Origin of the sequence: Gelidibacter maritimus (genome assembly GCF_014062315.1) — a bacterium.
GTDB classification, from domain to species: Bacteria; Bacteroidota; Bacteroidia; order Flavobacteriales; family Flavobacteriaceae; genus Gelidibacter; species Gelidibacter maritimus.
Genome location: NZ_JACGLT010000005.1, coordinates 122,695 through 147,966, shown reverse-complemented (window position 1 = coordinate 147,966; position 25,272 = coordinate 122,695). Strand labels below are relative to the sequence as shown.

Here is a 25,272-nt window from a genome sequence, read left to right as displayed (position 1 = left end):
CAGTCTGTATTCCTTCGATAGACAAAGTCTATAAATTCCGTTCAGCAACTTAAAAATTGTTAATAAGTTTTTTTGTGCATTATAAATGGGTGAATAGTATCGGAAATTTAATCATAAAAATAGGCATAAGGACAATCAATCAACTACCTTTGCATCTTTAAAAATTTAAGGTGGTTTTATCTCAATATACTAAAGAATTTAAGTACAACTTAAACTTGGCTGCACCTGTCATGTTGGGCATGTTGGGTCATACTTTTGTGAGTCTTGTGGACAATATCATGGTGGGACAATTGGGGGCTGCAGAACTTGCTGCGGTGTCTTTGGGCAATAGTTTTGTTTTTATTGCCATGTCCATCGGAATAGGTTTTTCAACAGCAATTACGCCTTTAGTAGCAGAAGCTGACACTGAAAACAATTTTAAAAAAGGGAAATCGGCATTAAAACATGGCTTGTTTCTATGTACGGCTTTAGGAAGTGTTCTGTTTTTACTCCTTTTAATCGCCAAGCCTCTAATGTATGTCATGGATCAGCCGGAGGACGTTGTGGTCTTGGCCATTCCTTATTTAGACCTGGTGGCATTTTCATTGATTCCGTTGATTGTTTTTCAGGCTTTTAAACAGTTTAGTGATGGACTTTCGCTTACAAAATACCCAATGTACGCCACGCTTATAGCTAATGTGATTAATGTGGTGCTCAATTATTTGTTGATTTTCGGGAAATTTGGGTTTCCTGAAATGGGTATCGTTGGCGCAGCTATCGGCACCTTGATTTCAAGGGTTGTGATGGTGTTTTTTATATGGTGGGTTTTAAAAGCTCGAGATAAATCGAAAGCCTATGTCACCAATATCAAAATTTTTGTACTGGAATCGGCCATGATTAAAAAGGTCATTAATATTGGGTTTCCAAGTGCGATGCAAATGTTTTTTGAAGTGGGTATATTCACTTCGGCTATCTGGCTCAGCGGTACTTTGGGCCAGAATCCGCAGGCAGCCAATCAAATTGCCTTGAACCTGTCATCCATGACCTTTATGGTGGCAAGTGGTTTGAGTGTGGCAGCCATGGTAAGGGTGGGCAATCAAAAAGGCCTTAGAAATTATACAGAACTACGACGTATTGCCATATCCATCTTCTATTTGGGGGTTGTGTTGGCCTTTATATTTGCTTTAGGCTTTGTGCTTTTGCATAAAGTGCTCCCCACTATTTATGTGGATTTGGATGATCCTTTGAATGCCATTGATACCAGAGAAGTTGTGGCCATTGCGTCCACCTTACTCTTGGTGTCAGCTGTTTTTCAGATAAGTGATAGTTTACAAGTAGTGGCCTTGGGCGCGCTTAGAGGCTTACAGGATGTAAAAATTCCAACCATAATCACGTTTATATCTTATTGGATCATCGGATTTCCAATCAGTTTTTATTTAGGAAAAGAAGAGGTTTTCGGAAGTGTTGGAATCTGGATTGGACTCATAGCGGGATTGACCTGCGCGGCCATTTTACTGTTTATCAGATTTAATTATCTGACTAAGAAATTGATAAGATTGGAAGTGCCTACAGTTAGTGTTTAAGGTTTTAGTAGGGAGCGTTTAAAAGTGAGAATTTGTTCCATGTCTATAAAACTCAATAATGAGGTCTGAAAAATTCGTAAGTCTGGCATGGTGATATGCTATAATTGATGCTAAAGAAGACGGCAAAAAAATAATTTGCGGCTATATTATAAAAACGGACATGGCAAAGTGTAGCCCACATGAGAAATTTATCTGCTGCTTCACCAACAACAAAGACGTGTTGTAAAAATGTAGAATGAATGCCAGATAGCTTTTGATTATTCTGCTTCAATTGCGAATAAGTAATAGGCTAAATACTGGATAAAATTTGATATTTTTACAGTCTAATAAAACTTTACTCAAAAGCTTTTCAAATATTTAGATTCTCTAAATTTATTAACTTTACAATATGGAACTACCAAAATTTATACTAGGCGACAATACAGATCATCCTGATGCCATATATATTATTCACACTGAATTTCCACGATTTATTTTAAATTTAGAAGATGACGAGGTGGAATGGCTGGAAGAGTTTGATCAGCACGATGAAAAGGAAATTGAATCTGAGACTGAGAATTTGATTCAGCAGGCTACCGACTTCTACGATCGTGAAATTGAAAGATACAATGCCTAATGATTGATCAGCTTTTACAATTAGATACTGACGTTTTCATTTATTTAAACAGCCTCGGTACCAAAACCTGGGATCCTTTTTGGATGGCTTATACTTCTAAGTTCAACTGGATTCCACTCTATGCATTGCTGCTGTATTTAATGTTTAGACAAATGCGGTTAAAAGCGGTATTAATTACCCTTTTAGTAGTGGCTCTAATGATTTTGGTCACTGATCAGGTGACCAATCTCTTTAAGAATGGATTTCACAGATTGAGACCTTGTCATTTGGCCGAATTGATTGATGGAATGCGACTCGTAAAATCGAGTTGTGGTGGTCAATACGGGTTCTTCTCGGGGCATGCTTCCAATACCATGGCCGTAGCTATATTTATTGGATTGACCTTGAAAAAACGATTTAAATACCTTATTTACCTTCTGATTTCTTGGGCTCTTTTAATGGGATATAGTCGCATCTACATTGGTGTTCATTATCCTTTAGATGTACTATTGGGAGGGTTGTTTGGTCTTATTACTGGAACTGGATTCTATAAAATCAACCGTTACGCTATTCAACATTTTAAGGCCGATTAAAGAGGTCAGTAAATAACGTGTAGTGATTTTTTTAATAGCGTGATGTTGATGGTGTCACTCTTGATACTATAAAATTCACCATCTATTTGACTTTCATAAACAGTGTCATCTGCTTGGTGAATTCTGATGGATTTTGATTGATAACGTTTAGCCTCCTTTATCAGATGGGGTTTTTTAAGCAAAATCAAAAAACCGAAGTAGAAGACCTTTAAAAAAGTCATTTTTGGAACAATTAAAACATCCAACAGACCATCATGTAAACTTGCCATTGGTGTTAGGCTGATTTTATACCCCATTTCGTTGGAGTTGGAAATAAAAAGCAGAAACGGATAGGTCTGAATTTTTTCTCCGTTGATTTCAACCGTTATTTTGTTTTTATATTTTAAGCTCTTTAACGCTTTAAACGACGATTTTAGGTAACTAAATAACTTTCTCTCATTGGAGTTTTCATAGTGCCTAATCACTTGTGCGTCAATACCGATGCCCGTATTGCTGAAAAAATAATGTTCATTGACGCAACCAACGTCTATCGTTTTGACAGATGCTGTTTTAATAAGGTCAATGGCATGTTCAATTCGTATCGGAATCTTTAAATTGGAAGCCAATCCGTTGCCGGACCCTAGCGGGATAATACCTAAAACAATAGTCGTATTAACCAAACAAGAAGCCACTTCATTTATCGTGCCGTCTCCACCGCAAGCCACTATGATATCCGCACCTTCAGCAATGGATGATTTGGTCAAACCAATTGCGTGTTTTTTATAATCGGAATATTTCACGACAACCACGTAATGTTTCTCATCAAAAAATCGTTTCAAAAATTTCTGATGGATTGGCTGGGTTCCAGAACCTGATACAGGGTTCACTATAAAATGTATATGTTTCAAATAATCTTCTTCTATTCCAACCTGTTAGCTTCTATACTTCGTGGCCTGGCTCAATCAAAACAACTGCTTGTATATTTAATAGGTGCGTCTCAAGATATTATATTATAAAACGACTGAGAAGCCAATTCTGCAACTAAATTTGTTGAACTATGAATTCTTGGACAAAAGTCTGAAAAGTGGCTCAAAGAAATCGATTTTCATAAATAGTTTATGGAAATTTTAAGGAATGAAAATTTACCAGGCCTGCACCTCAGTAGTTGTTGGTCATCTAATCATAAGATTTGGGATGATTATACCATGCGGTTGCGTCTCGTTTGAGCGCGTAGATTAACAAATAGTATAATTTGTTGTTCGGTTAGATATTATACAAATGCGCTATACCCAGTAATGGCTCTACCCACAATAAGCGTATTGATTTCTTTGGTGCCTTCATAAGAATAAATAGCTTCAGCATCGGCTACAAAACGGGCCACTTTGTACTCCAATAAGATGCCATTGCCACCCATAACCTCACGTGCCTGACTGACCACGTCGCGAGTTCGTAGTGAGCAAAACACCTTTGCTAAGGATGCGTGTTCATCTGTAAGCAGACCTTGATCTTGTAATTCAGAAAGTCGATAGACCATAGTTTTCATCGCCGTTAAATTGGATAACATTTCCACCAAATGATTCTGAATCAATTGAAACGATGCAATCGGTTTCCCAAACTGTTCACGTTTTTTGGTGTATTTAAGTGCATTCTCGTATGCGCCTCTTGCGCAACCCACGGCTTGCCATGCCACTCCCGCTCTGGTCATCCTTAGCACCTTGGCTGTATCACGGAAGGAGTTGGCGTTTTGGAGTCGATCGTTTTCAGCAACCCTACAATCACTTAAAGTGATAATGGCGTTCTGAACGGTTCTAAGAGCCATTTTATCTTCTATTGTTTCAGAGGTGAATCCTGGGGTGTCCTTTCTCACTAAAAAACCTTTTACTTTGTTGGTTACCTCGTCTCTTGCCCAGATAATTGTAACATCGGCAAATGTTGCATTACCAATCCATTTCTTTTGGCCATTCAATATCCACTCGTCGCCTTCAAGTCTACAGGTGGTTTCCATCCCGCCCGCTACGGCACTTCCAACATTGGGTTCGGTTAGGCCAAAAGCACCTATCAATTCCATTTTTTGCATTTTTGGTAGCCATTCTTCCTTTTGTTCCTCGCTGCCGCAGAGATAAATTGAGCCCATTGCAAGTCCGCTATGTACTCCAAAAAACGTTGAGATTGAGACATCTACACGTGCCAACTCTTCAGCAATAATGCCTTCCATAATAAAAGGAAGATCAGGACAACCGTACCCTTTGTAAGCCACGCCGCAAATATTGAGTGCTGCTAATTTTGGGATGATTTCCATTGGAAATTCGGCCTTGTTCCAATATGCATTGGCAATGGGTTCAATTTCATCCTCCATAAAATTGCGGACTTTCATTTGGATTGCACGTTGTTCTTGTGTCAACTTCAAATCGAGATCGTAAAAATCGCCATCAATTGGAGGGAGTTGATGCTGGCCTTTTTTACTTTTTTCGGAGAGCATTTTCATGAGTCCGTTAAGTTGATTCTCATCCAGTTCACCCACAGTTTTCATGATTTTAGGCAAGTCTATTTTTTCTGAAATTCTACTGAGATCTTCAAAGTCCACTTCTTTCATCAAATTGATGATGGACTTAATTTTCCTGAATAATGTCATAGAGCGCTGCGGATTTAAAATTAGTTGTTGAAAAGTTAGGCATTTTTGATTGAATATAATATGACCTTATGGAGATTTATTTAGAATTTAATGTGGGAGGTTGAATCCCGTTGGGTATCGGGAGAAGTCGAACTTGAAGTCGCCCGTCTTACTGACGGAGTCGGGCAGGAAATTAAAATTGAATTTGAAATTGAAATTGAAATCGAAATCGAAGTTGAAATTGAATTCGAAGAATTATTGAGAGGCTGTCCGTTATTTACTGTTAGAGCTTCAGGCAGATCACCGCAGGCGCAATTAGAAGAATAAACTGATTTCATTATTTAGGTTTGCTCTAATCTCTTATCCAATTAAGTAGGGAGAGGAATTATGCACCGTCAATCCACTACAATCCACAACCCACCATCAAGCTTACAGAGAAATCCGTTAAAACATTCGTGGAGATTTACTTTAAGCCCAGCAAGAGTTCTGCAGCAGCGAATGGTGTGGTTTCACCATTTTCAATACATTCCAATTGGTGTTTCAATTCTTTTTTAATGGAAGGGTTATTGTAAAAGTCCGTTTTCAGTCGGTCTTCAATAGTTTGGAGCAGCCAAAATTTGTTTTGTTCGTTCCGGGTATAATTAAAAAACTGATTTTCTTTTACTAACTTCAGATAGTCTTCAATCAACTGCCATACCTCTGGGATACCTTCATTTTTAAGGGCACTTGCAAGTAAGACTTTGGGTTGCCATCCAGAATCTTTAGGTGGGTAGAGGTGGAGCGCCCTATTGAATTCAACCTTGGCGGTTTTGGCGTTTTTAAGATTATCGCCATCTGCTTTATTGATTACGATCGCATCAGCCATTTCCATGATGCCTCGTTTAATGCCTTGTAATTCATCACCTGCACCGGCCAATTTCAATAATAAAAAGAAATCTACCATGCTGTGGACTGCCGTTTCACTTTGTCCAACGCCAACGGTTTCTATAAGGATGGTATCAAATCCAGCGGCTTCACAAAGAATAATAATTTCCCTGCTTTTTCGAGCCACGCCACCAAGTGAAGTGCCTGAAGGAGAGGGTCGGATAAAGGCGTTGTCGGTCTTGACCAAATCTTCCATTCGGGTTTTATCGCCCAGGATAGAACCGCGACTCACAGTACTGCTCGGATCAACGGCCAAAACAGCAATTTGCTTTCCTTTAGAAGTCAAATAAGTTCCAAAAGTTTCAATAAAAGTGCTTTTCCCAACCCCTGGAACCCCAGTAATGCCAATCCTAATGGATGTGTTGGCATAAGGGAGACACTGTTGGATGATTGCATTGGCTTTCTTTAAATGCTGCGGGTTGGTGCTTTCCACCAAAGTTATTGACCTACTGAGCGCTGTACGATCCTGGGCTAATATACCTTTGACCAGTTCGGCTACAGAAGGTTGTTTTTGGCGTCTGTTTTTAATGGCGGCAATAGCACTTTTGTTGGTCGCTTCCGGTTCAGAAACACCTTCGTTTTCATGCAGTGCTGAGGTTTTGCCTTTCTTGGTCAAAATAGATGATATTTAGCCTATTGCGGTTGCTCTTTGCTGATTTCTATAGGAACTTCAATTTTAGTGTGGTCCCATGCCATGGTCATTTTTAGAACATCTACGGTGTTGTCAAAAGCAATCGTGAATTGTTCCACCGTACTGTCAATATCAATAACAGGAACATCAACTTCCAAAAGATCATATTTTGGTTCGCGCATCGGTCGCATTTGTTCATCAACACCCCACGGATATTGCTTGGTATTGAAATAAACTTTCCAAATACTGTCGTTAGGTACAGTCCAAAGCGTATAAACACCCTTAGGCACAGAAATACCGTCGACGATTAGCGTTTTATTGGTAGTAAAAGTAGTGGCCTCATTAGCTCCCGTACGCCAAACTTGGTTATATGGCACCAAAGCGCCAAACACCTCTCGACCTTTTTTATAAGGCCTGTTATAGAGCACTTCCAATTTGGTGTCATTTAATTCAAATTTTACGACATCTTTTGGACTCATTCGTTTGGAGAAAATATCTTCAACAAAGTAGGAATATAGAAATAAACCCACTGCTACAAAGGCAAGGATAATCAATAGACGTTTTAGAAACTTGTTCATAAATAAGGGATCATGGATTTGAAACTTGGCATAAATATAATTATAAAAGATTGCTCATTAAAGTACTTAACGTTGTTTTATGGAAAGTTGCTCTTATTTTTTAAAAAGAAAGTTAAAATGACATTGGTCATCACTCGAAAATCAGTTCTCTACATCTATTAAACAAAAAAACTGCTCGAAAGCAGCTTTATAAGCTTTCCGAGCAGTTGTTATTATTAATACGTGATTACTGATTCTTAATCATCCAATAAATCAATTTGTACTTTAAAAGCTTCCTTTATTGCTTCTGCCAAATCATTATTGCCATCCATATCTTCTGGACTAATTACAATTACTCCATCACCATCACCATCGGTAGCGGTAGAAAGATCAACCATGCCCAGTACAGCATTGAGATCAAAGTTGATAACCACTTCTTTAGTGTCATTATTGATTACGAGCTTCTGCTCACTGTCTTCGTAGTCAATTTCGATCTCATCTTCAAAATCATGCCAAAAAATAAAAGCTTGTCCGTTAATTTCACCGGTCATTTGCATGCTTCTCCCAAACAAGTCAGAGTTAGGGTTTTCGCTTTTATCAAATTCAAATTCAATTTCTTCGTAGATGCCATTTGGGATTTCGATGTCTACCAATTGGACGCTGTTTCCGGAAAAAAGATCAATTTCAAAAGGACCTTTCAATTCAATGTCATCATCGCTATCGTAAAAACCATCTTGAAGTTCCAGTTCAATTTCTTTGAAGTTCACTAAGAATTCTCCGAGATTTACGCTATTTACGCCGCGAGAAGCCACGGGGCTATAACTTGCTTTAGCAGCAATTTTTAAGTGACCTTGATTAGGGACGTTTGTTGAATCATCATCTGATGAACAGGCGGTAAATACAGTTGCCATGGAAAGTGCAACAACGCCAAATTTCATTTTTTTTAATACATTCATAGTTTTAAACTTTATAGGTTATCTAGTAAGAACGTGTTAAAATGCAAATAGTATGCTAGGAATGTTAAATCTATCTAAAGATTTTTTGTTACAAGACTTTGTTTTTATCACACTATTGGGTTTTTAATGACCTTATGTTCGTTGCTTTATGAATCTTTATTTCTCATTTATAAGTCTGGGTTGACTTCTAAGTTTTTGATTAACAATGTAAATGCTTATTTTGCATAAAACTATACTCTCATGAAAAAAGAACTTTCGCTACTGTTGCTCGTAATCTTATTGTTTGGAACTTCCTGTTCAGTAGTTCAGAAAAACACCGCACTAAAAGACGATGGTATAATCGATATTGTTTTTGTACAAGTCAATGACGTTTATGAAATTGCACCATTAGCTGGAGGGAAGGAAGGTGGAATTGCACGTGTTGCCAGTTTAAAGAAGGAGGAAAAGGCAAAAAATGAAAATACATTTCTGGTTATGGGTGGTGATTTTGTAAGTCCATCCATTTATAATAGTTTGAAATATGAAGGAAAGAGTATACGTGGTAAGCAGATGGTAGAAGCACTTAACGCTGCTGAAATGGATTTTGTTGTTTTTGGCAATCACGAATTTGATATTAAAGAAAGTGAACTTCAGTCGCGAATTGATGAATCCAGGTTTACCTGGGTGTCTTCAAATACGTTCCACAAAACTGGTGATGCGGTTCAGCCTTTTTTCAAAAATTCTACAACAGCATTTCCAGAAACCTATATATTAAATGTATCAGATGCCGATGGTACTCAGGCCAAAATTGGAATTATCGGGTTGACTTTGCCTTTTAATAAAGCGTCTTATGTGCATTATACAGACCCAATGTCAACTGCTAAAAACTTATATAATCAACTAAAGGATTCTGTTGATGTGGTGGTCGCCTTAACGCACTTGGATCTTGAGGATGACATTAAACTTGCCCAGCAAATTCCGACCTTAGGGTTGATTATGGGAGGGCATGAACATGATATGCAGTTTGAGAAAGTAGGGGATGTGTACATTACCAAGGCCCATGCCAATGCGAAATCGGCTTATGTGAATACGATGAGATTAAATAAGAATACAGGTGAATTAAAAGTGTCTCCAAAATTAAGGTATATTAATGAAGACATTCCGCTTGATCCCCACACCAATACCGTAGTTGAAAAATGGGAAGGAATTGCCAATGCTAACTACAGTTCCTTAGGTTTTGATGCTACGGATATTGTTATAGAAAAAAGTGAGCCTCTTGAAGGTAGGGAGATTATAATCAGGTCAGAACCAAGCAATTTAACCGAACTTGTGGTAAACGCTGTTCAAGTTGCTGCGCCTTTGGCTGATGTCGTACTTGTCAATGCGGGAGCAATCCGGGTTGATGATATTTTATATGCGCCGGTTTCTCAATATGATATCTTAAGAGCTATGCCTTTTGGTGGAGAAATTAGAGAAGTTGACATGAAAGGAAGTCTGCTAAAAGAGATTTTAGGAGTTGGTGAAAGTAATAAAGGTAGTGGCGGCTATTTATTGCGGAATTCAACCATAAAAAAGATTGATAATAAATGGGGTGTTGGAGAAGATCATATAGAGAATGGAAAGGTTTATCGGGTTGCTATGTTAGGGTTCCTGCTTACTGGTATGGAAACGAACTTAGATTTTCTAAAAGATAATCACCCTGATATTATTAAAGTTTATCCTATTGAAACCTCTATTGATCATCCTCAATCTGACATTCGGTTGGCGCTCGTGCAATACTTGAAAAGTTTACAGAACTAGAAAGGTAGAAAACCGACAACAATTCAGTTTACTTGGCGGAAGAATGACTCTGGAACCATATAAAAAACTTATGTTAAATTTTCAATCGGTATTTAAAGATATCTATTTTTTTTGTATATTTATAAAACAATCATAACGGGGTGCTTAAATTATTAAAATTAGCTGAGAATATACCCGTATCACTTCAAAAGCGTTAATGCCAAAAGAAGGATTATGATTTGCAAAGGGAACAATGTTTATATAACTTGTTCCCTTTGTTTTTTCGAAAATCTTATGAGAAAATCATTCGTATTTTAAATATCTTAACAACTAAACTTCTCAATTAAAATCAAATTCTAATGAACATTACAGCTTCTTATACTGATCTCTATCAACTGACCATGGCTCAGGTCTATTTTAAAACCAAACCCGACGGACGAGCGGTCTACGACTATTATTTTAGAAACAATCCCTTTAACGGCGGATATTCTATTTTTACGGGACTGGAGGATGTCTTGAATATCCTTGAAACCTTAAAATTTTCTGATTCCGATTTGACCTATCTGGAACAACACGGATTCGAAAAAAGTTTTCTGGAGTATTTAAAAGATTTTCAATTCCGCGGGAATATCTCATCAAGTTTAGAAGGAGATGTTGTTTTTCCAAACCGTCCCATTCTACAGGTTGAAGCGAATATTATAGAAGCACAGATCATAGAAACGATGCTGCTGAATATTCTAAATTTTCAGACTCTAATTGCTACAAAGGCCAGTCGGATTCGCCATAGTGCTAAAACAGAAATGCTTTTGGATATGGGGCTACGCCGCGCCCATGCTACCGGAGGCTATTATGCGTCACGGGCAGCCATTATTGGTGGTTTTGACAGTACAAGTAATGTGAAAGCAGCGGAGGATTACGACATTCCCTCTTCAGGTACCATGGCGCATTCTTTTATTCAGAGTTATGAAGATGAGTTACAGGCGTTTCGGGATTTCGCAAAAATACGACCAAAAAATTGCGTCCTACTGATTGATACCTATAACACGCTTAGAAGTGGATTGCCAAATGCTATTACGGTGGCCAAGGAAATGGAGAGCAGTGGAGAGCAGTTATTGGGTGTCCGATTGGATAGTGGGGATTTGGCTTATCTCGCAAAAAGAACACGTAAAATGTTGGATGACGCCGATTTAAACTATGTAAAAATTGTTGCCTCGAACCAATTGGATGAATATGTCATTAAAAGTTTAAAAGAACAGGGCGCACCTATTGATATCTATGGTGTGGGAACAAACCTGGTGACCGGAAAGCCTGATGCAGCAATAGATGGCGTTTATAAGTTGTCTGAATACAACGGCGAACCACGGATCAAGCTTTCTGAAAACATTATTAAAGTTTCCCTACCATCAAAAAAACAGGTGTACAGAATGTTGGATAAAAATGGCATGTTTTACGGTGCAGATGCCGTTGCCATGTATGATGAGGAAAATGTAGCGCGAATGGAACATTCATTTGACGCAAACAAGAGTTTGGAACTCACGCGTTTTGAACACGAACCTTTACTTCAGAAGGTAATGGAAAACGGTAAAAAAGTAATGCCGGCACGAACGGTCAGTGAGATTGCAGAGTATTCAAAATCTCGATTGGAGCAACTTCCAGAGGAATACAAACGATTTCAGAATCCGCACATTTACAAAATAGGTTTGAGCACAGATCTAAAGAAAGAACGTGATAGCCTGGTTCAAAAGCACAAATTCTGAATCGAACTTTTTGGACACGTCCCCAAGGCTATCGTGATCATGCATGGTCACTAATTTAGAGGTAAACATTTCACTAACTACGAATGCCTTTGGGTTGTTATAAATAGTAGGTTTATTTAACTTTACGAAAAATAGCTTATAATCATATAAAAACATGAAAACACTTCTTATAATTGATGTTCAGAACGATTTTATGCCTGGAGGATCGCTTGCGGTTCCAGATGGCGATAAAATTGTTCCGGTGATCAATAATATCCAACATAAATTTGATTTGGTAGTTGCGGCCCAAGATTGGCACCCGCAAGATCACGTAAGTTTTGCCTCCAATCATGCAGGGAAATCCCATTTTGATGAGATCGAAATTCATGGGAAACCACAAACATTATGGCCAGATCATTGTGTACAGGGCACTGAGGGCGCAAAGTTTCACAAGGATCTTGATACTCAAAGATGGGAAGCGATTTTTAGAAAGGGAACGGATAAGGAAATTGACAGCTATAGTGCCTTTTATGATAACGGCCATTTAAAGTCGACCGGATTGACCGGTTATTTAAAAGAGAAAGGCGTATCCCAACTTTTTTTATGCGGACTCGCAGCCGATATCTGCGTTTATTTTTCCACTTACGATGCCTTTAAGGAAGGTTTTGCCTGTTTCTTTATTGAAGATGCTTCTCAACCATTGGATCCAAATAAACATGAAGAATTAAAAAAGAAGATGGAATATCTGGGCATACAAATAATTTCTTCCGAAGATATTTAGTAGTTAGGCGCGAAGCAATAGAAATTGTACTAAAATTGAACATCACACTGAATTTCGTAAATTTATAGAATGAAAAGACAACGGATTTATTTGGACACATCAGTTTTTGGTGGCTATTTTGACGATGAATTTCAAGAGTTCACGAAACCATTATTTGAAGGTTAAATAAAGGGGAATTTACAATTGTTTTTTCTACAATGCTCGAGGGAGAGTTAGAGTTGGCACCAGAAAAGGTTCGTCAATTAGTTCGCGGAATCGAAAGCGAAGATACCGAATTCGTTGAAGAAACTGATGAAGCTGTAGAGCTTGCGGCAGAATATATTAAAGAAAACGTAGTTGGTAAGACAAGCTATTCCGATTGTCTTCACATCGCGTTGGCTACAATTAATCAAGTGGATTTACTCGTTAGTTGGAATTTTAAACATATTGTAAATATTCAGCGAATTAGAGGTTATAACTTGATAAATATTAAAAATGGATACAAACCATTGGAGATACGTTCTCCAAGAGACATAATGAGTTATGGAAACTAAAAAAGAAAAAAAATTTGACACCGTCAAAATGGCTCGTGAAATTAAGGACAAATTGGATGCTAAATTATCCAAAATGACGAAAGAAGAAATTGTTGCCTACTTTAGAGAACAACGAATGAAACCAGATCGAGTTAAGCCAAGTGCATAGCAAATACGTGTGTTAGTTATGGCTTAGGTCTTCTTTGCATACATAGAAAATCCTTCACACTAAAAAGCGTTGTAGGTGGGATTTCCCATAACCAATTTTTATTTGGACAGGTTTGCTACCGATACATGTCAAAGCTCAATTACATGAACTGTAATTTAGATAAAAAAGAAACCTCTCATCCTGATAGCTATCGGGACTGAGAGGTTTTTTTATGCAATTATTTAACATTAACCCACTTTCTTTTTCGGCTTTCGCACTCTTATATAAGCTATGATGGATACCACAATTACAACTGCCGTTAGTATATAAATAAACTTTGGAACAGGGATAGGGTCGCCCGCAGCATAACTGTGCAAGCCTGTTAAATAGTAGTTCACCCCAAATGAGGTCATTATAATGGAACCGAATGCAAATACACTGGCCACGTTTAGGGTAAATCGACTTTTAAGTGCCGGAACGAGTCGTAAGTGTAAGACGATCGCATAGATAATGATTGAAATCAATGCCCAAGTCTCCTTTGGATCCCATGCCCAGTAACGTCCCCACGATTCGTTGGCCCAAACGCCACCTAAAAATGTTCCGATGGTCAATACAAACAAGCCAATGGTCATGGAAATTTCATTGATATAGGTGAGTTCTTTAATGCGGATATCAATTTTATAGGCGCTCTTTTTCGTTCTGATAATCATTAAAATCAAGGCCATAAAACCCAATACGGCTGATAATGCCAAGGGTGCATAACTACTGACAATCGTCGCCACGTGAACCTTGAGCCAAAACGACGATTTTAAAACAGGCATTAAATTGGTGATCTCCGGATTTAACCAATCGAGGTAACTTACAAATAGTAGAGACCCCGTAAATAAGGTTGCCAATGGCAGTGAGAAATCAGATTTTCTAAAGGTCATCAATCCGCAGAGCATCAGCACCCAAGCAACAAAAACCATCATTTCATAGCCGTTGCTCCATGGTGGATGTTGGGCAATATACCAACGTAGCAGGATGTTCCCTGTAAATATCAAGAAACTGATCAATGAAATTAACACGAGAATATCCCAAAGGATATTTATAAATCGATTCTGAACAAATATCTTAGAAAGTGCCAATATCAGCATGATCAAACCAATAGTGAAAAAGGTCTGAAACAGCCAAAAGTTAAGATTCATTTGGTTATACCACAATTCGGCTTCAATTCGTTCTTCGGAAGGGATAATGTCTTTCCCCAAAGTAGATTGATAGGTGTCTATATAAGAAAGTTTATCGGTAGCTCCTGCCCAGTTATGAGCGGCAATATCGTTAAAGTAGGTCCGTGTGATATTTTGAACAAATCTACCATCTTCTGGAGGGAAGTCGTTGAAGTGGTGGGTATAACTGAACCACTTATCCGTTTCATCTAAACTATTTGGGAAAATATTCAGATAGTTTCCAGAGAAAATATTGAACAGTATATTAAAGCGCTCATCAACTTTAATGACTTCCTTATCAAATTCATTTTGTTCAGCAGGTTTTTTGGCGTGCGCATCTTCCGCCATTTTTGCCAAGACATAATCACCTTCTGGGTTGATCAAATGATCAAAGGAGATATAACCATCATCTGTAATTTTAAGGGGCTTAAAAAAATCGCCGCCTTTAATGGCTTCTATTTTAATGACGGGAATTTTCTGCCATGCTCCAGGTGAAACGTGCATTGCCAAAAACACCTGATTGGCATCCAATTTAATCTTTTCCTCGCTTGTTTTATAGGTAAAGGTAGTCTTACCATAAATTTTACGTAAAAACTCTGAAGCTAAGGTATTGATAGGTTTAATTCGTCCATCGATGTCCTGAACCAAAATACGTCCGAATAAATCGGAATGTTGCTTGTCAATTTCTTGAGCTTTCACCAAGTCAGTTACAGACGGGATCGAGTCTCTTTGCATCGGTGCTTGTGCAAATGTTGTAAAAGAACTGAATAGACCAATCAGCAGAATCGAGGTAATTTGTTTCAGTTTTTTTAATTTTTTGCTGATGATGGTAAAGCGGGTGCTTTTCCCAAACAGGGTAAAAAACATGCCAATCATCAGTAAAAAATAACCAATATAGGTTACTGCGGTGCCCAAAACGTCATGATTTACGGCGAGCAGAGTACCTTTTTCGTCGGTGTCATAACTGGCCTGATAAAATCTAAATCCGCCATAGTCCAAAACATTGTTCATATAGATTCGGAATGGCATCTCAGTATCACCGTCTAAAACAGTGACTTCACTGGCGTAAGACGATGGGCTTTCAGATCCTGGGTAACGCTCCAATTGAAAATCATTTAACTTAATGGCGAAGGGGGTTTCAATGGGCATGGCGCCATAAGAAAAACTAAGATTTATCCCGTCAATAATAATCTCATGAGTGGTAGGCAGAAAACCTTTTCTGTAAAGAAGCATGACTTCTTCGGTTTTATCTCCAACGGTCACATTTAGCACGACGGCATCATCTTTGGTTGGATCATTATCCTGTGGTTTTTCTGAGGAACTGGTCAACTTCATTTTACCATTCGGGTGATATGAAAGAGGAACGAAAGATAAATCGCCCTGTCGGTATAAAGTTCTAAGCGACATAGGCTGAAGCGAGTCTCCTTTAATAACGCCAGCTTTTTGATCGGCCATGACAAAGAAGTCGAGTGGGTGAGGTGCCCAAATCTTGAATTCTCCGTTATCTTCGGTGATATTAATAATTCCTTCTTCTTGCGCTTCAAAGCCTACTTTATGTTTGTGCGGACCGATGACCTCTACCTCTCCTTTGTTAAGAAATAGCGTCTCTCTACCGTTGCCGGAAGTGGTGACCATTTGTAATAAGGGAATACCATTTTCTGGATCATCAACAATTTCCGGTAAGGCATCTGCAACAAATTCCTTTAAGGAAATGACTACAGGCGTATCTTCAATATCCGTATTGATGGTGAAGCTATTATCATTTAGTGGAGAAAACTCCTTTTTCTTTTGTAGATGTCTTGTTTTATTGCCGTTGGAAATATGAACTTGTAAATAGTTTTTATCTGAAATAATAGTGTTGGAACTTTCACCTTCCCTAATTCGCATGATGCCACCATAAGAATCATATCGTGTAATTCCGGCACCAATGATGATAATGATGAAGGAGAGATGAAAAAGAAGGATGGCCCATTTTTCCTTTCGCCATAAGTTGTATTTGAAGGTGCTGGCAAGAAAGCATAAGGCCAAACCAACCATGACCAATTCAAACCAAAGCGCATCATACACCTTGATCCAAGCGGTATCTGTGCCAAAATCATTTTCAATAAACGTCGCGGCACCCATGGCTACCGCAAAAATTAAGAGTAAAAGTAAAGCTAAAACGGAAGACGAAAAAAAACGATAAATAAATTTCATAGGGAATGGTATGGCTTTTAAAAAAAGCCGTTATAGAACTTGTTAATCCGTTTGTGGATATGGTTAATTTTTGGAGCTTACTACTTTATCGGAACCCATTTTAGCTTCTCGGGCTTTTGCCTCTTCCAGCCATTTTGGTAACGCGTTGGATTTGAAATTTTCTTTATCTTTTTTCAATTGATCCATATCGAGTCCGATGTATTCCTGTGCTTTTGCCTTAGTTGAAATATCCGGCATTGCTACCGGCTCATTATGTCCTAAAGTAGCTAAGAGACGTACCAGTTTAACGCGTGCTTCTTGAGCTTCGGCGAGACCACTACCCAATACGCGCCCTATTTCTACAGGTGAATGGAACGAACCACCGTGAGAAGCAGCTGTATAATCCCAACGCCATTGTGCATGACGAATGTTCATCAAGATATCTTTCATTTGCTCCTCTGTTGCGCCAAGCTCCCAGGCTTTCCCTGCTTCAATATGTGCTTTTACCAAAACATCTTCTAACTTGATTCTGTTTTCATTGGACTTTTGTTGCCTGTCATAAACGTTGGCAATAAGTTTTGCTGTTTCTTCTCTATGACACACTTGGCATGAGTTGGCAACATTGTTTAAAGGCGATTGTAAATGGTGATCGGTAAACTTTTGACCACCTTCACTCTTATAAGGCATGTGACAATCGGCGCAAGATACACCACGGTCGGCGTGGACTCCAGTTAGGAAAATTTCATAATCAGGATGCTGAGCTTTAAGCATTGGCGCTTTACTAATAGCGTGTGTCCAATCTGAAAATTCAATATCATCATAATATTTCTCCATATCCTCAACCGCAAATCCATTTTCCCATGGGAACGTCAGATAATTTGTGCCTTCATGTCCCGGTTTGTTTTTGTTGAAATAATATTCCACGTGGCATTGTGCACAAACCAATGAGCGCATTTCTTGGTGGGTTGACTTGTTGATGTCTTTACCCATAGCCTGGAAAGCCTCTACTAATGCCGGTCTTGTAATGCGCAATTTCATATTGTTCGGATCATGGCAATCTGCACATCCTATGGGGTTGACCACTTCCGAAACATTTTCTGCCCAAGTTCCCGCATAAAACTCTCCAACACCGTGCTCATCCATTAAACGCGGTACATCAGGACCTTTACAGGTCCAACAAGTTGCTGGCATAGGCCCATCTTCTTTGTTCTCAGGAGCTGCAGTCCGTAAAGTGTTATGGATGTCTTCAATAGCATAATAGTGGCCACGACCTTGATTGTAATCTTTTGAAAACGCATAGCCTGCCCAAAGTAATACCATTCTCGGATCTTCTTCCAACATATCAACCATGGCAGAACCCCCTTGATAAGAACGGAAAGACGTATCGGCGGTTTTCATATACGATTGGTACTCTCTTGGATAGTTTTTACCCCATTCTTCATTTCGAGGTTCATTTTTTCCAATGACTACACTTGGCACATATTTGTATTTGGCCTCACTTTTTCTATTTATAATACTTGATGCCAGTAATCCTAATAAAAAGACGACTACAATTGTGACGATGAAGAGAACTTTATTTTTCATAATAATTACGGTTTATTGTGCTTCAATTTCTTTTGCCAACCATTCGGGGATGACCATTTCATCTTGATCAGTTGGTAATGGAGCGATATTATATTTGACGGTCGATAGTCCGTGGATACGGCCGTGTGGCACTTCTTGATGACAGGACCAACAGGCTCTTTCGGTACGATTTTCTCTGTGATTATCGAGCCAACCATCATACTTAACTTCTGTTACTTGTTGTACGTGGCATCTGATGCAGTTATTTTGAACAACTTCTTCTGAGGCTTCACGCATGGTAATGACATCTGGCTCTGTCCTGCTCGTAAAAACAGCCGAGTGATACAAACCATCTTTAGCCTTAAAATAATAGGAGTTAAAAATATTGTCCTGCGGCACGTGACAACCATTACAAGACACCCATTCTCTGTGGGAACTGTGCATCCAACTGTTATAAACAGGGGTCATAACATGACAATTTACGCAGGCTTGCGGATTGTCTGATAGGTAAGAGACCACTTCAGCTTCACGCATTAGGAAAAAACCCATGCCCATTACAACAGCAATTGCAAACACTGCAAATGTGCGCCAAGAAGAGCCTTTTTCCGGAAGTATTTTTAAGTTAAACTTCATACCATTGTGAATTGTATGTTAAAAATAACCAAATAGATTATTCGTTTAACTGATATTCATCATATTTTATTAAAAAACATGTATGAAAAATCCCTCAAGCGAAAATAATTATTGAAAAGTTAAGCAAGCAATTATTTTTTGCAACGTCTTTCAATTTTCTAATTGGTTAATATTCTGTATCTAAGATGGGAAATTATTTTGTCAAAGATAAATAATGAGTCTTTTTTATCTTCAGTTTTGACTGATTTAGAATCGTTCTAAAAAGATAGAACATTTTTAAAATGCTTTTATTTTTATGGAAAAAATCGGCTATTTGGTCAATTTCAAATACTGCTGCCAAATAGCTGCATCGGATTTTACTTTGAGTCCTCCCGCATTTTTCTTAATTTCCTATTTCCTAATTTAAATTTTACTTTCAGCTTTTGCTTTCGCTCCTTTTCACTAGTTTTGTCTTGAATAAACTGCAAAAAGAATTTGGCTCCCGCATCGTCATAAGTAGTTTTTTGGGGTAAAGATAAGCCATCATTATGTTTGAGGTTTCTCCACGGCACAGATAACCAGATATTCATATATTCTTTCAGTTTTAATCGGCCTTCGGCAAATAAATGGATGGCTGACGACTGGATTTCTGTTCTCGGAATGATAACCTCGCCATGCTTTATCTGTAATGTTTGGACAATAGGTTGGAATCTCAGGTTTTTAAAACGCTCATCCCGCATCAGCGGAATAGCATCCATGAGGGATTTATAATTATAAAGTGCTAAGTTTTTAAGATCAAAATGAAGAACGCCATTCATGGAATTCATGTTCAGCTGCCCATTTTCATCCAACAACACGGTTGCTTTTATCGTGTAATTTAAAAGGCCATTAATGCTATCAGCCTGCTTTAAATCATCGTTATTAAAATAATTCACACTCTTTAGAAACTCATGAAGCCGAATATTATCAACGTTTATTTCGATTGCCACTGGAGTATTCACGGCATGTTCAATTCCCAATGCGAGGTCTAATGCTAGTGTACCCCCAAAACTATTGAACCGCATATCCTCAATCATTAGATTGTTTTCTTCAAACAGAAGTTCTGAACCAAAATTGGTGATATTGAATTTATCGTGCTTTAAGGTGTCAATTACGATGGTTATATCTGGGTAAAATGAACTGTTGATCTCCGTCATGGTGGTCTTCCATTTTTGTAAATCAAACGAAGAAGAATCCGTCGGTTGATTGTTTTGGCTTGAGGTTGCAATAAATTCCTTAATATGCTCGGTGTCAAGATACGGCGCGTAAATGGAGAAACTTGAACTGTGCTGATTGATATCCTGTGGTCCATTGATAAATCCGGAAAAATTGTCAATTGTTCCTGAAAAATAGACCTCACTTTTTCCTGGTAGTTGGATATCAAGTGTTTTTAGCGTTGCTATATCGTTATTGATTTCAACATGCAAACTATCCACTGGAAATTGAAGCCCAGCCGCTCTGAAATCTACAACAGTCCCCGCCATTTTGAGATCTCCAAATCCCTCGGCATTCAACAGTTTCAGTTCTTTGGACTCTGCTTTGTAGTTGCCGATAAATTCAAAATCACCCGATTTAAATACAAAATTGGTGGTCTTCAAATAATCATTCAGATCTTCAGATTTCCCTTTGACCTTCACCGAAAAATCGAGATCAAATGGATTGTCTTTCCGCAACTCAATCTGACTGGCATGTGCGTTCACCTGACCATATACATTGGCCACGGTTTCTTTAAAATGCATATCTAAATGGGCAAGTTTAAGAATGGAATCATTTTCAAAATGTATTTCGGCTTTGATATTTTCAGTGATTAAGTTCTTATATTTTAAAGAATCCACAGCTATTGTTATCTTCGGATTGAACCTGTTAAGATCTTCAAAGAGGTGATGTAATCCTTTTTTGTTTTTTTGAACCTTTAATGAATCTTCATTTTTAAATGAATTTATGGTTGTCAATAAGTCGTCACCATCAATAAACGGTGCGGTAAGATTCAAAGACACTGAGCTTGGCCCTTCCTTATCATCTAATAAAAAAATCGGAAATTGTTTAATGCTTCCATCGAGATTTATGGAGTGAACATCGTCAATCTCCAAATTGAATTCTTTTAGCAGAATATTGGAATCATTCACAAAGAGAGATAATGAGTCAATACCAATATCCATTTTAGCAGGTTCATAATGGAGACTGGTGTTAGTCAAGGTCAGATCACCTACGGCATTATTCAGAAGCTCGCTGATTTCTTTTACATTGCCGGTAACGTGTCCGTTAAAATTATAATCACCTGAGTCTATTCTGAAAAGTTCAATATTGAATAAATCCTTAAAAACAGAAATGGGCCCATTTGAACTGGCCTCAGCATTCATATATACAGCATTTTTGAGATTGCTTTGTGGACCGTGAACCCGAACATTTCCTTTTAATTTGGTTAGGGCCTCATCATATTTGAAATTAAAATTTTCTAATACAATGGTTTCCGAATCGACCAATTCCAGGTTTGAATTTACATCGGTAATAACCACATCATCATACTTTAAGGAACCGATGTTGATTTTAAACTGCGGATGAAATTGGCTGTAAATAGCGTCAAGGGTTTCATAGAGATTTCTTCTATCGTCCACCGGTGTGTTTGACTTTGGCACAAATCTTTTCGCCATGGCAATCACATCATTGATATTTAGGTTTTTAGAGTTCAATGAAATCTGACTCGTTGTAGGAACTATAGGTGCTTTTGATAAAATGCCAGCGATGTTTTTTAAGTTTCCCTTAAAAACTAAATCCTCACCGTTGGGAAGGTTGATAGTCAGTTCCTTTAGAATAGAGTTTTCCCTTTCCAATAAAACCGTGATAGACTGTACTGGCAATTGCAGTCCGTTTTTTTTAAGGACGACTCGTGTATTGTCCAGTTTGAATAGGCCCGTAGCTTTGTTTAGAAATTCGAAAGGATTGAGGATATCACCAGAAAAGTGTGCATCCAAAAGAAACTTTCCATCCTTAAAATCAAAATTGTCGGTTTCGATAATGGCTGCTAAATCTTCGTTATGTCCATTTAATCGTACTTTGGCGTCTATATAATTTAAGGCTTCCGGTGTACTTTGAAAATAGGAATTATGGATGTCAACCTGTACGGTCTCTAATTTCGCATTAATTGTATCAAAGCTTATTTTAAAGTCTTTCACAGATCTTTTTTCTTGTTTTAAACTATCCGTTTTATAGAGATCATTGGTCAGGTTGCCACTAAAGGATGTTTGCTTAAAATAGAATTTATCAGCAATGAGCACCGCGTTGTTTGTGGTAGAAAATTCGGCATTGATATCTGGATTATTTCCATAGGCAAATTTACCCCATAGCCTGAGATTGGTTGTAAAGGGATTTTGGATCTCATAACTTTTGAGTTTCGCCGAAATACTATCCGTAAGTAAACCTTTAAGGGCTTTAAAATCTGTATTGGCGTTTTGCAGTGCAAACCTGTATTCTGTGATGTCTGAAAGATCAAAGTCAGCACTTAATTGAAAGGTCTGGTCATCTATTTTGAGTGGGAATTCTGGAACCTCTATACGGTTGTTTTTTAAATCTACAGTAAATTTATAGTCTCCCTTTACAATGGCACCGTTGAAGAAACTGCCTTTAGTAGTGTTAAATCCTAAGTTATTGACGGTGATATCCATCTCAGAGTTTCCTTGTAATTTCAAGTCATCCCCTTTAAACGCTCCTTTTATTTTATGTATGTGAAGATTGAAGTATTTGTTTAAAACACTATCCTTGGTAACATATTTGACATTGTCCAATAAGATATTTGCGCCAGTAGGATTGACCCAACTGGGTAATTGAAAACCTTTTTGCCTTGCTTGTTGTTTGTCTTTTTTTAATTGCTGGTGATATGTTAAGGGTTTGTCTGAGATGACTTCTGAATGGAATTCGGCATTTTTGATAGCGATATTTTTAAAAATAATCTGGCCCCTCAATAATTTTCCGGCACCTATTACCATCTTAGCTTCATCGATCTGAAGACTTGAGACCTGATCGGAAACTGAATCTTTATTGGTGTGCGTGATGTCTTTGAGCGTAAAACTGACATTGGGGAAACCACTTAAAAACCGGGCGTTTACCTTACCAATGGTCAATGTTCCTGAAGTGTTTTCAGCATACCACTCTTGGAGTACGTCAATAACACTATCCCGATTGAGCCAACCAATAGTAAAGAGACCAAAAGGCAATAGCATGAGGACAATTAAGCCTATAGAAATTCTTTTAAGCCATTGTCGCTTTGTAGATTTTTTGGTCTTGCCTATTGGGGTTTTCAAAGTCGAAATTTATGGAAAAATAAGGAGAAAATTTGGGTTGGAAAACATTAGGTTGAAAATACTCTTAAACATAGGCAAGAGAATCTGGATTTGCAATGGTCACGGCGGATTGCGCTGATAAAAAATATATGATTTTCCAAACTGGAATCACATCAAGATCAATACCTTTCAACGCCAGTCAATTGATTTTTTGATTCGTCCTTAATACGACAAACTGAAGCTTCTTAGTTTAAAAATCAGAACGTTAATTTTTCAATACACAGTTATGGTAGGATCACAACTGTTTAATCATTTTCGTCAATGTTCATATCAGACATATCTGTCGTTACTGAATTGAGGCTCATCATTACAAAAATTAAAAAAGATGCTGATTTTCTTAGGTCTTTATCATTGGGGTTTAATTGCAAAAAATCACCTCCTTGTTGCATCGAGAATTTACCATCATCTGACCATGAAAGATATTGACCACTGCCATTGTCAATATCACCAGTGTCATTGATCTGTACCATTTTATTAGTGTCGGCATCATAAACAAAACCATCTTCATCAATTGTTGCCAGTAGTTTGCCGTCGTTGTTTTTCAGTTCGCCGTTGGCATGTAGAGTTCCAACTTTTTCAGAGTCTCCCTGCATAGAAAAAGCGTGGACCTCGCCACTGTCTGCTAAGGATATAAAACTGGCCGAGCCATTCATATTAATGTTAAATTCTTTGATGGGTAGCGTTTTATCGGTACAGCTTGTAAGCATCATAAAGAGTAGTATTATGGTAGTAATTGAAAATCTTTTTCTTAGTTTCATATATCAAATTGGAATTGGTGTTATAAAGTTCGAGAATTGAATTGTTCCAAAATAAACCTTTGCTATGGATGGCAATATACACCAACTTTGTGGTCTAAATTGTCGCCCTCGTTAATTTATGATACTGAAGATTGAAACTTTATTGTTTGCAACTTAATGCGAATTATGTCTTTTATATGACTTTCTTAAGTGAGTGGCTAAAATTATGTCCTGATGCTTAAATGCCATAACGAATGATTATGGTGAAAGGCGAGTTGCACAATGAAAAGTTAAAACTATTAGATAGTAGAGTAATGTTTAAGAAGTAGTTATTGTTTTTATGACTGAATTTTATAAATTGTCCAACACCTATCATAATAAATAGAGGTTATTTTGAAATTCAAGATAACCTCTATTTTATTTCGATTTAATTTATCACTTTTTTATCTTGAAAAAGCATAAGTGACACCTACTTGAAACATATGGCTTTTGATGTTTCCTGAAATTACCCTTTCTTTATTCATATCAGAAAAATCTCCGGTGTACCTCGCGCCTACCTTTAGGCCTGGCGCAAAAGCGGCTAAATCATAGCCAACGCCTACACCAAAACCAAAAGTACCTGTTTTATAATATTCTTTAATATCTTCATCTGAACCGCCATCAACCGATTCCTTGATAGAGAGTAAAAGATTGTATTGAGGTCCTGCTTCCACGTAAAGAGCATGGGTGATTTTGTATTGTAGCATTACAGGAAGTGTTATATTGTTCGTTTTGACTTTTCCCGAAGCCTCATAACTCGCTGTAGTTGCCGCATTTCTCATTTCAATATCAGCAGCCATAGCGGCAATATAATTATAACTATATTTTGTGCCACCGGTTGAAAAGAAGAGCTCAGGCTGAACGGCAAATTTTTCGTTGATGGCATAATTGCCAAATAAGCCGATATGAACTCCCAGAAGTGATTTCATGTCCGTATTATCTGAAAATTTAAGCTCTGCAATATTAAGGCCAGCTTTGGCTCCATACGTGAAATCCTGTGCATTTACTGCAAAGGAAAAACTAAAGATACAGATGAAGAAGAGCAGTTTGAATCTGTTTTGTGAATTTCTCATAATGTGAATTTTATAGGGTTACGGAATAGCATCGGGATCGTTCGGAAATGTCATCAAAGTTTAAATTCTAATTGGATGAACGAACTATTTAAAGTTGGAAAATGTCCAAAAAAACATAGCAAAGTATTTGGTCCGATTATTCTTTTATA

At 37.8% G+C, this 25,272-nt stretch carries 20 protein-coding genes; 9 read left to right on the top strand and 11 right to left on the bottom strand.

Annotated elements, in window-relative coordinates:
- Nucleotides 1-170: 170 nt before the first annotated feature.
- From H3Z82_RS08420 to H3Z82_RS08410, 3 genes are all read left to right on the top strand, one after another.
- A complete protein-coding gene (locus H3Z82_RS08420; RefSeq protein ID WP_182204825.1) occupies nucleotides 171-1,562 on the top strand; it encodes an MATE family efflux transporter in 1,392 nt (463 codons plus the stop codon).
- Nucleotides 1,563-1,950: 388 nt separating this feature from the next.
- On the top strand, nucleotides 1,951-2,178 hold the full coding sequence (locus H3Z82_RS08415) for a hypothetical protein (protein ID WP_182204822.1): 228 nt from the start codon (nucleotides 1,951-1,953) through the stop codon (nucleotides 2,176-2,178).
- Nucleotides 2,178-2,750 (top strand): phosphatase PAP2 family protein, encoded by a 573-nt coding sequence (locus H3Z82_RS08410; RefSeq protein ID WP_182204818.1) that lies wholly within the window; start codon nucleotides 2,178-2,180, stop codon nucleotides 2,748-2,750. Before H3Z82_RS08415 ends, H3Z82_RS08410 begins: the two co-directional genes overlap by 1 nt.
- A 5-nt stretch (nucleotides 2,751-2,755) precedes the next feature.
- On the opposite strand, the gene H3Z82_RS08405 is transcribed toward H3Z82_RS08410, so the two are convergent.
- Nucleotides 2,756-3,637 (bottom strand): diacylglycerol/lipid kinase family protein, encoded by an 882-nt coding sequence (locus H3Z82_RS08405; protein WP_182204814.1) that lies wholly within the window; start codon nucleotides 3,635-3,637, stop codon nucleotides 2,756-2,758.
- 362 nt (nucleotides 3,638-3,999) lie between these two features.
- Entirely contained in the window at nucleotides 4,000-5,361 is a 1,362-nt protein-coding gene (locus tag H3Z82_RS08400) for an acyl-CoA dehydrogenase family protein (RefSeq protein WP_182204797.1), read from the bottom strand.
- 90 nt (nucleotides 5,362-5,451) lie between these two features.
- Between H3Z82_RS08400 and H3Z82_RS08395 the strand changes: the two genes are divergently transcribed.
- Nucleotides 5,452-5,667, top strand: a complete 216-nt coding sequence (locus H3Z82_RS08395) for a hypothetical protein (RefSeq protein ID WP_182204770.1) — start codon at nucleotides 5,452-5,454, stop codon at nucleotides 5,665-5,667.
- Nucleotides 5,668-5,803: 136 nt separating this feature from the next.
- Here the strand turns inward: H3Z82_RS08395 and meaB are convergent, their stop codons facing one another.
- From meaB to H3Z82_RS08380, 3 genes are all read right to left on the bottom strand, one after another.
- Nucleotides 5,804-6,880, bottom strand: coding sequence for a methylmalonyl Co-A mutase-associated GTPase MeaB (gene meaB / locus H3Z82_RS08390; protein ID WP_182204767.1), 1,077 nt, complete (start codon nucleotides 6,878-6,880; stop codon nucleotides 5,804-5,806).
- A 17-nt stretch (nucleotides 6,881-6,897) separates the two neighbouring features.
- A complete protein-coding gene (locus H3Z82_RS08385) occupies nucleotides 6,898-7,473 on the bottom strand; it encodes a DUF2911 domain-containing protein (RefSeq protein WP_182204765.1) in 576 nt (191 codons plus the stop codon).
- 236 nt (nucleotides 7,474-7,709) lie between these two features.
- Entirely contained in the window at nucleotides 7,710-8,408 is a 699-nt protein-coding gene (locus tag H3Z82_RS08380; RefSeq protein WP_182204763.1) for a DUF4382 domain-containing protein, read from the bottom strand.
- 240 nt (nucleotides 8,409-8,648) lie between these two features.
- On the opposite strand from H3Z82_RS08380, the gene H3Z82_RS08375 reads away from it, so the two are divergent.
- From H3Z82_RS08375 to H3Z82_RS08355, 5 genes are all read left to right on the top strand, one after another.
- Nucleotides 8,649-10,187: a bifunctional metallophosphatase/5'-nucleotidase gene (locus H3Z82_RS08375; RefSeq protein ID WP_182204761.1), complete on the top strand. Its 1,539-nt coding sequence runs from the start codon at nucleotides 8,649-8,651 to the stop codon at nucleotides 10,185-10,187.
- Nucleotides 10,188-10,525: 338 nt separating this feature from the next.
- Nucleotides 10,526-11,923, top strand: coding sequence for a nicotinate phosphoribosyltransferase (locus H3Z82_RS08370; RefSeq protein WP_182204758.1), 1,398 nt, complete (start codon nucleotides 10,526-10,528; stop codon nucleotides 11,921-11,923).
- Nucleotides 11,924-12,077: 154 nt separating this feature from the next.
- On the top strand, nucleotides 12,078-12,683 hold the full coding sequence (pncA, locus tag H3Z82_RS08365) for a bifunctional nicotinamidase/pyrazinamidase (protein ID WP_182204756.1): 606 nt from the start codon (nucleotides 12,078-12,080) through the stop codon (nucleotides 12,681-12,683).
- Nucleotides 12,684-12,880: 197 nt separating this feature from the next.
- Nucleotides 12,881-13,216 carry a PIN domain-containing protein gene (locus H3Z82_RS08360; protein WP_220459151.1) on the top strand — a complete coding sequence of 112 codons (336 nt, stop codon included), beginning with the start codon at nucleotides 12,881-12,883 and terminating at the stop codon, nucleotides 13,214-13,216.
- Nucleotides 13,206-13,364, top strand: a complete 159-nt coding sequence (locus tag H3Z82_RS08355) for a hypothetical protein (RefSeq protein WP_182204753.1) — start codon at nucleotides 13,206-13,208, stop codon at nucleotides 13,362-13,364. The genes H3Z82_RS08360 and H3Z82_RS08355 overlap by 11 nt, the downstream gene beginning before the upstream one ends.
- A gap of 227 nt (nucleotides 13,365-13,591) precedes the next feature.
- Here the strand turns inward: H3Z82_RS08355 and ccsA are convergent, their stop codons facing one another.
- From ccsA to H3Z82_RS08325, 6 genes are all read right to left on the bottom strand, one after another.
- Nucleotides 13,592-16,744, bottom strand: a complete 3,153-nt coding sequence (ccsA, locus tag H3Z82_RS08350) for a cytochrome c biogenesis protein (RefSeq protein WP_235982410.1) — start codon at nucleotides 16,742-16,744, stop codon at nucleotides 13,592-13,594.
- A gap of 63 nt (nucleotides 16,745-16,807) precedes the next feature.
- A complete protein-coding gene (gene nrfA / locus H3Z82_RS08345; protein ID WP_182204751.1) occupies nucleotides 16,808-18,307 on the bottom strand; it encodes an ammonia-forming cytochrome c nitrite reductase in 1,500 nt (499 codons plus the stop codon).
- Nucleotides 18,308-18,319: 12 nt separating this feature from the next.
- Complete coding sequence (gene nrfH, locus H3Z82_RS08340) at nucleotides 18,320-18,919, bottom strand: cytochrome c nitrite reductase small subunit (protein WP_182204749.1); 600 nt, start codon at nucleotides 18,917-18,919, stop codon at nucleotides 18,320-18,322.
- 356 nt (nucleotides 18,920-19,275) lie between these two features.
- A complete protein-coding gene (locus tag H3Z82_RS08335) occupies nucleotides 19,276-23,235 on the bottom strand; it encodes an AsmA family protein (protein ID WP_182204746.1) in 3,960 nt (1,319 codons plus the stop codon).
- Nucleotides 23,236-23,519: 284 nt separating this feature from the next.
- Nucleotides 23,520-24,032 carry a hypothetical protein gene (locus H3Z82_RS08330; RefSeq protein WP_182204744.1) on the bottom strand — a complete coding sequence of 171 codons (513 nt, stop codon included), beginning with the start codon at nucleotides 24,030-24,032 and terminating at the stop codon, nucleotides 23,520-23,522.
- Between the two features lie 422 nt (nucleotides 24,033-24,454).
- Nucleotides 24,455-25,123, bottom strand: a complete 669-nt coding sequence (locus H3Z82_RS08325) for a porin family protein (RefSeq protein ID WP_182204741.1) — start codon at nucleotides 25,121-25,123, stop codon at nucleotides 24,455-24,457.
- Nucleotides 25,124-25,272: the final 149 nt, after the last annotated feature.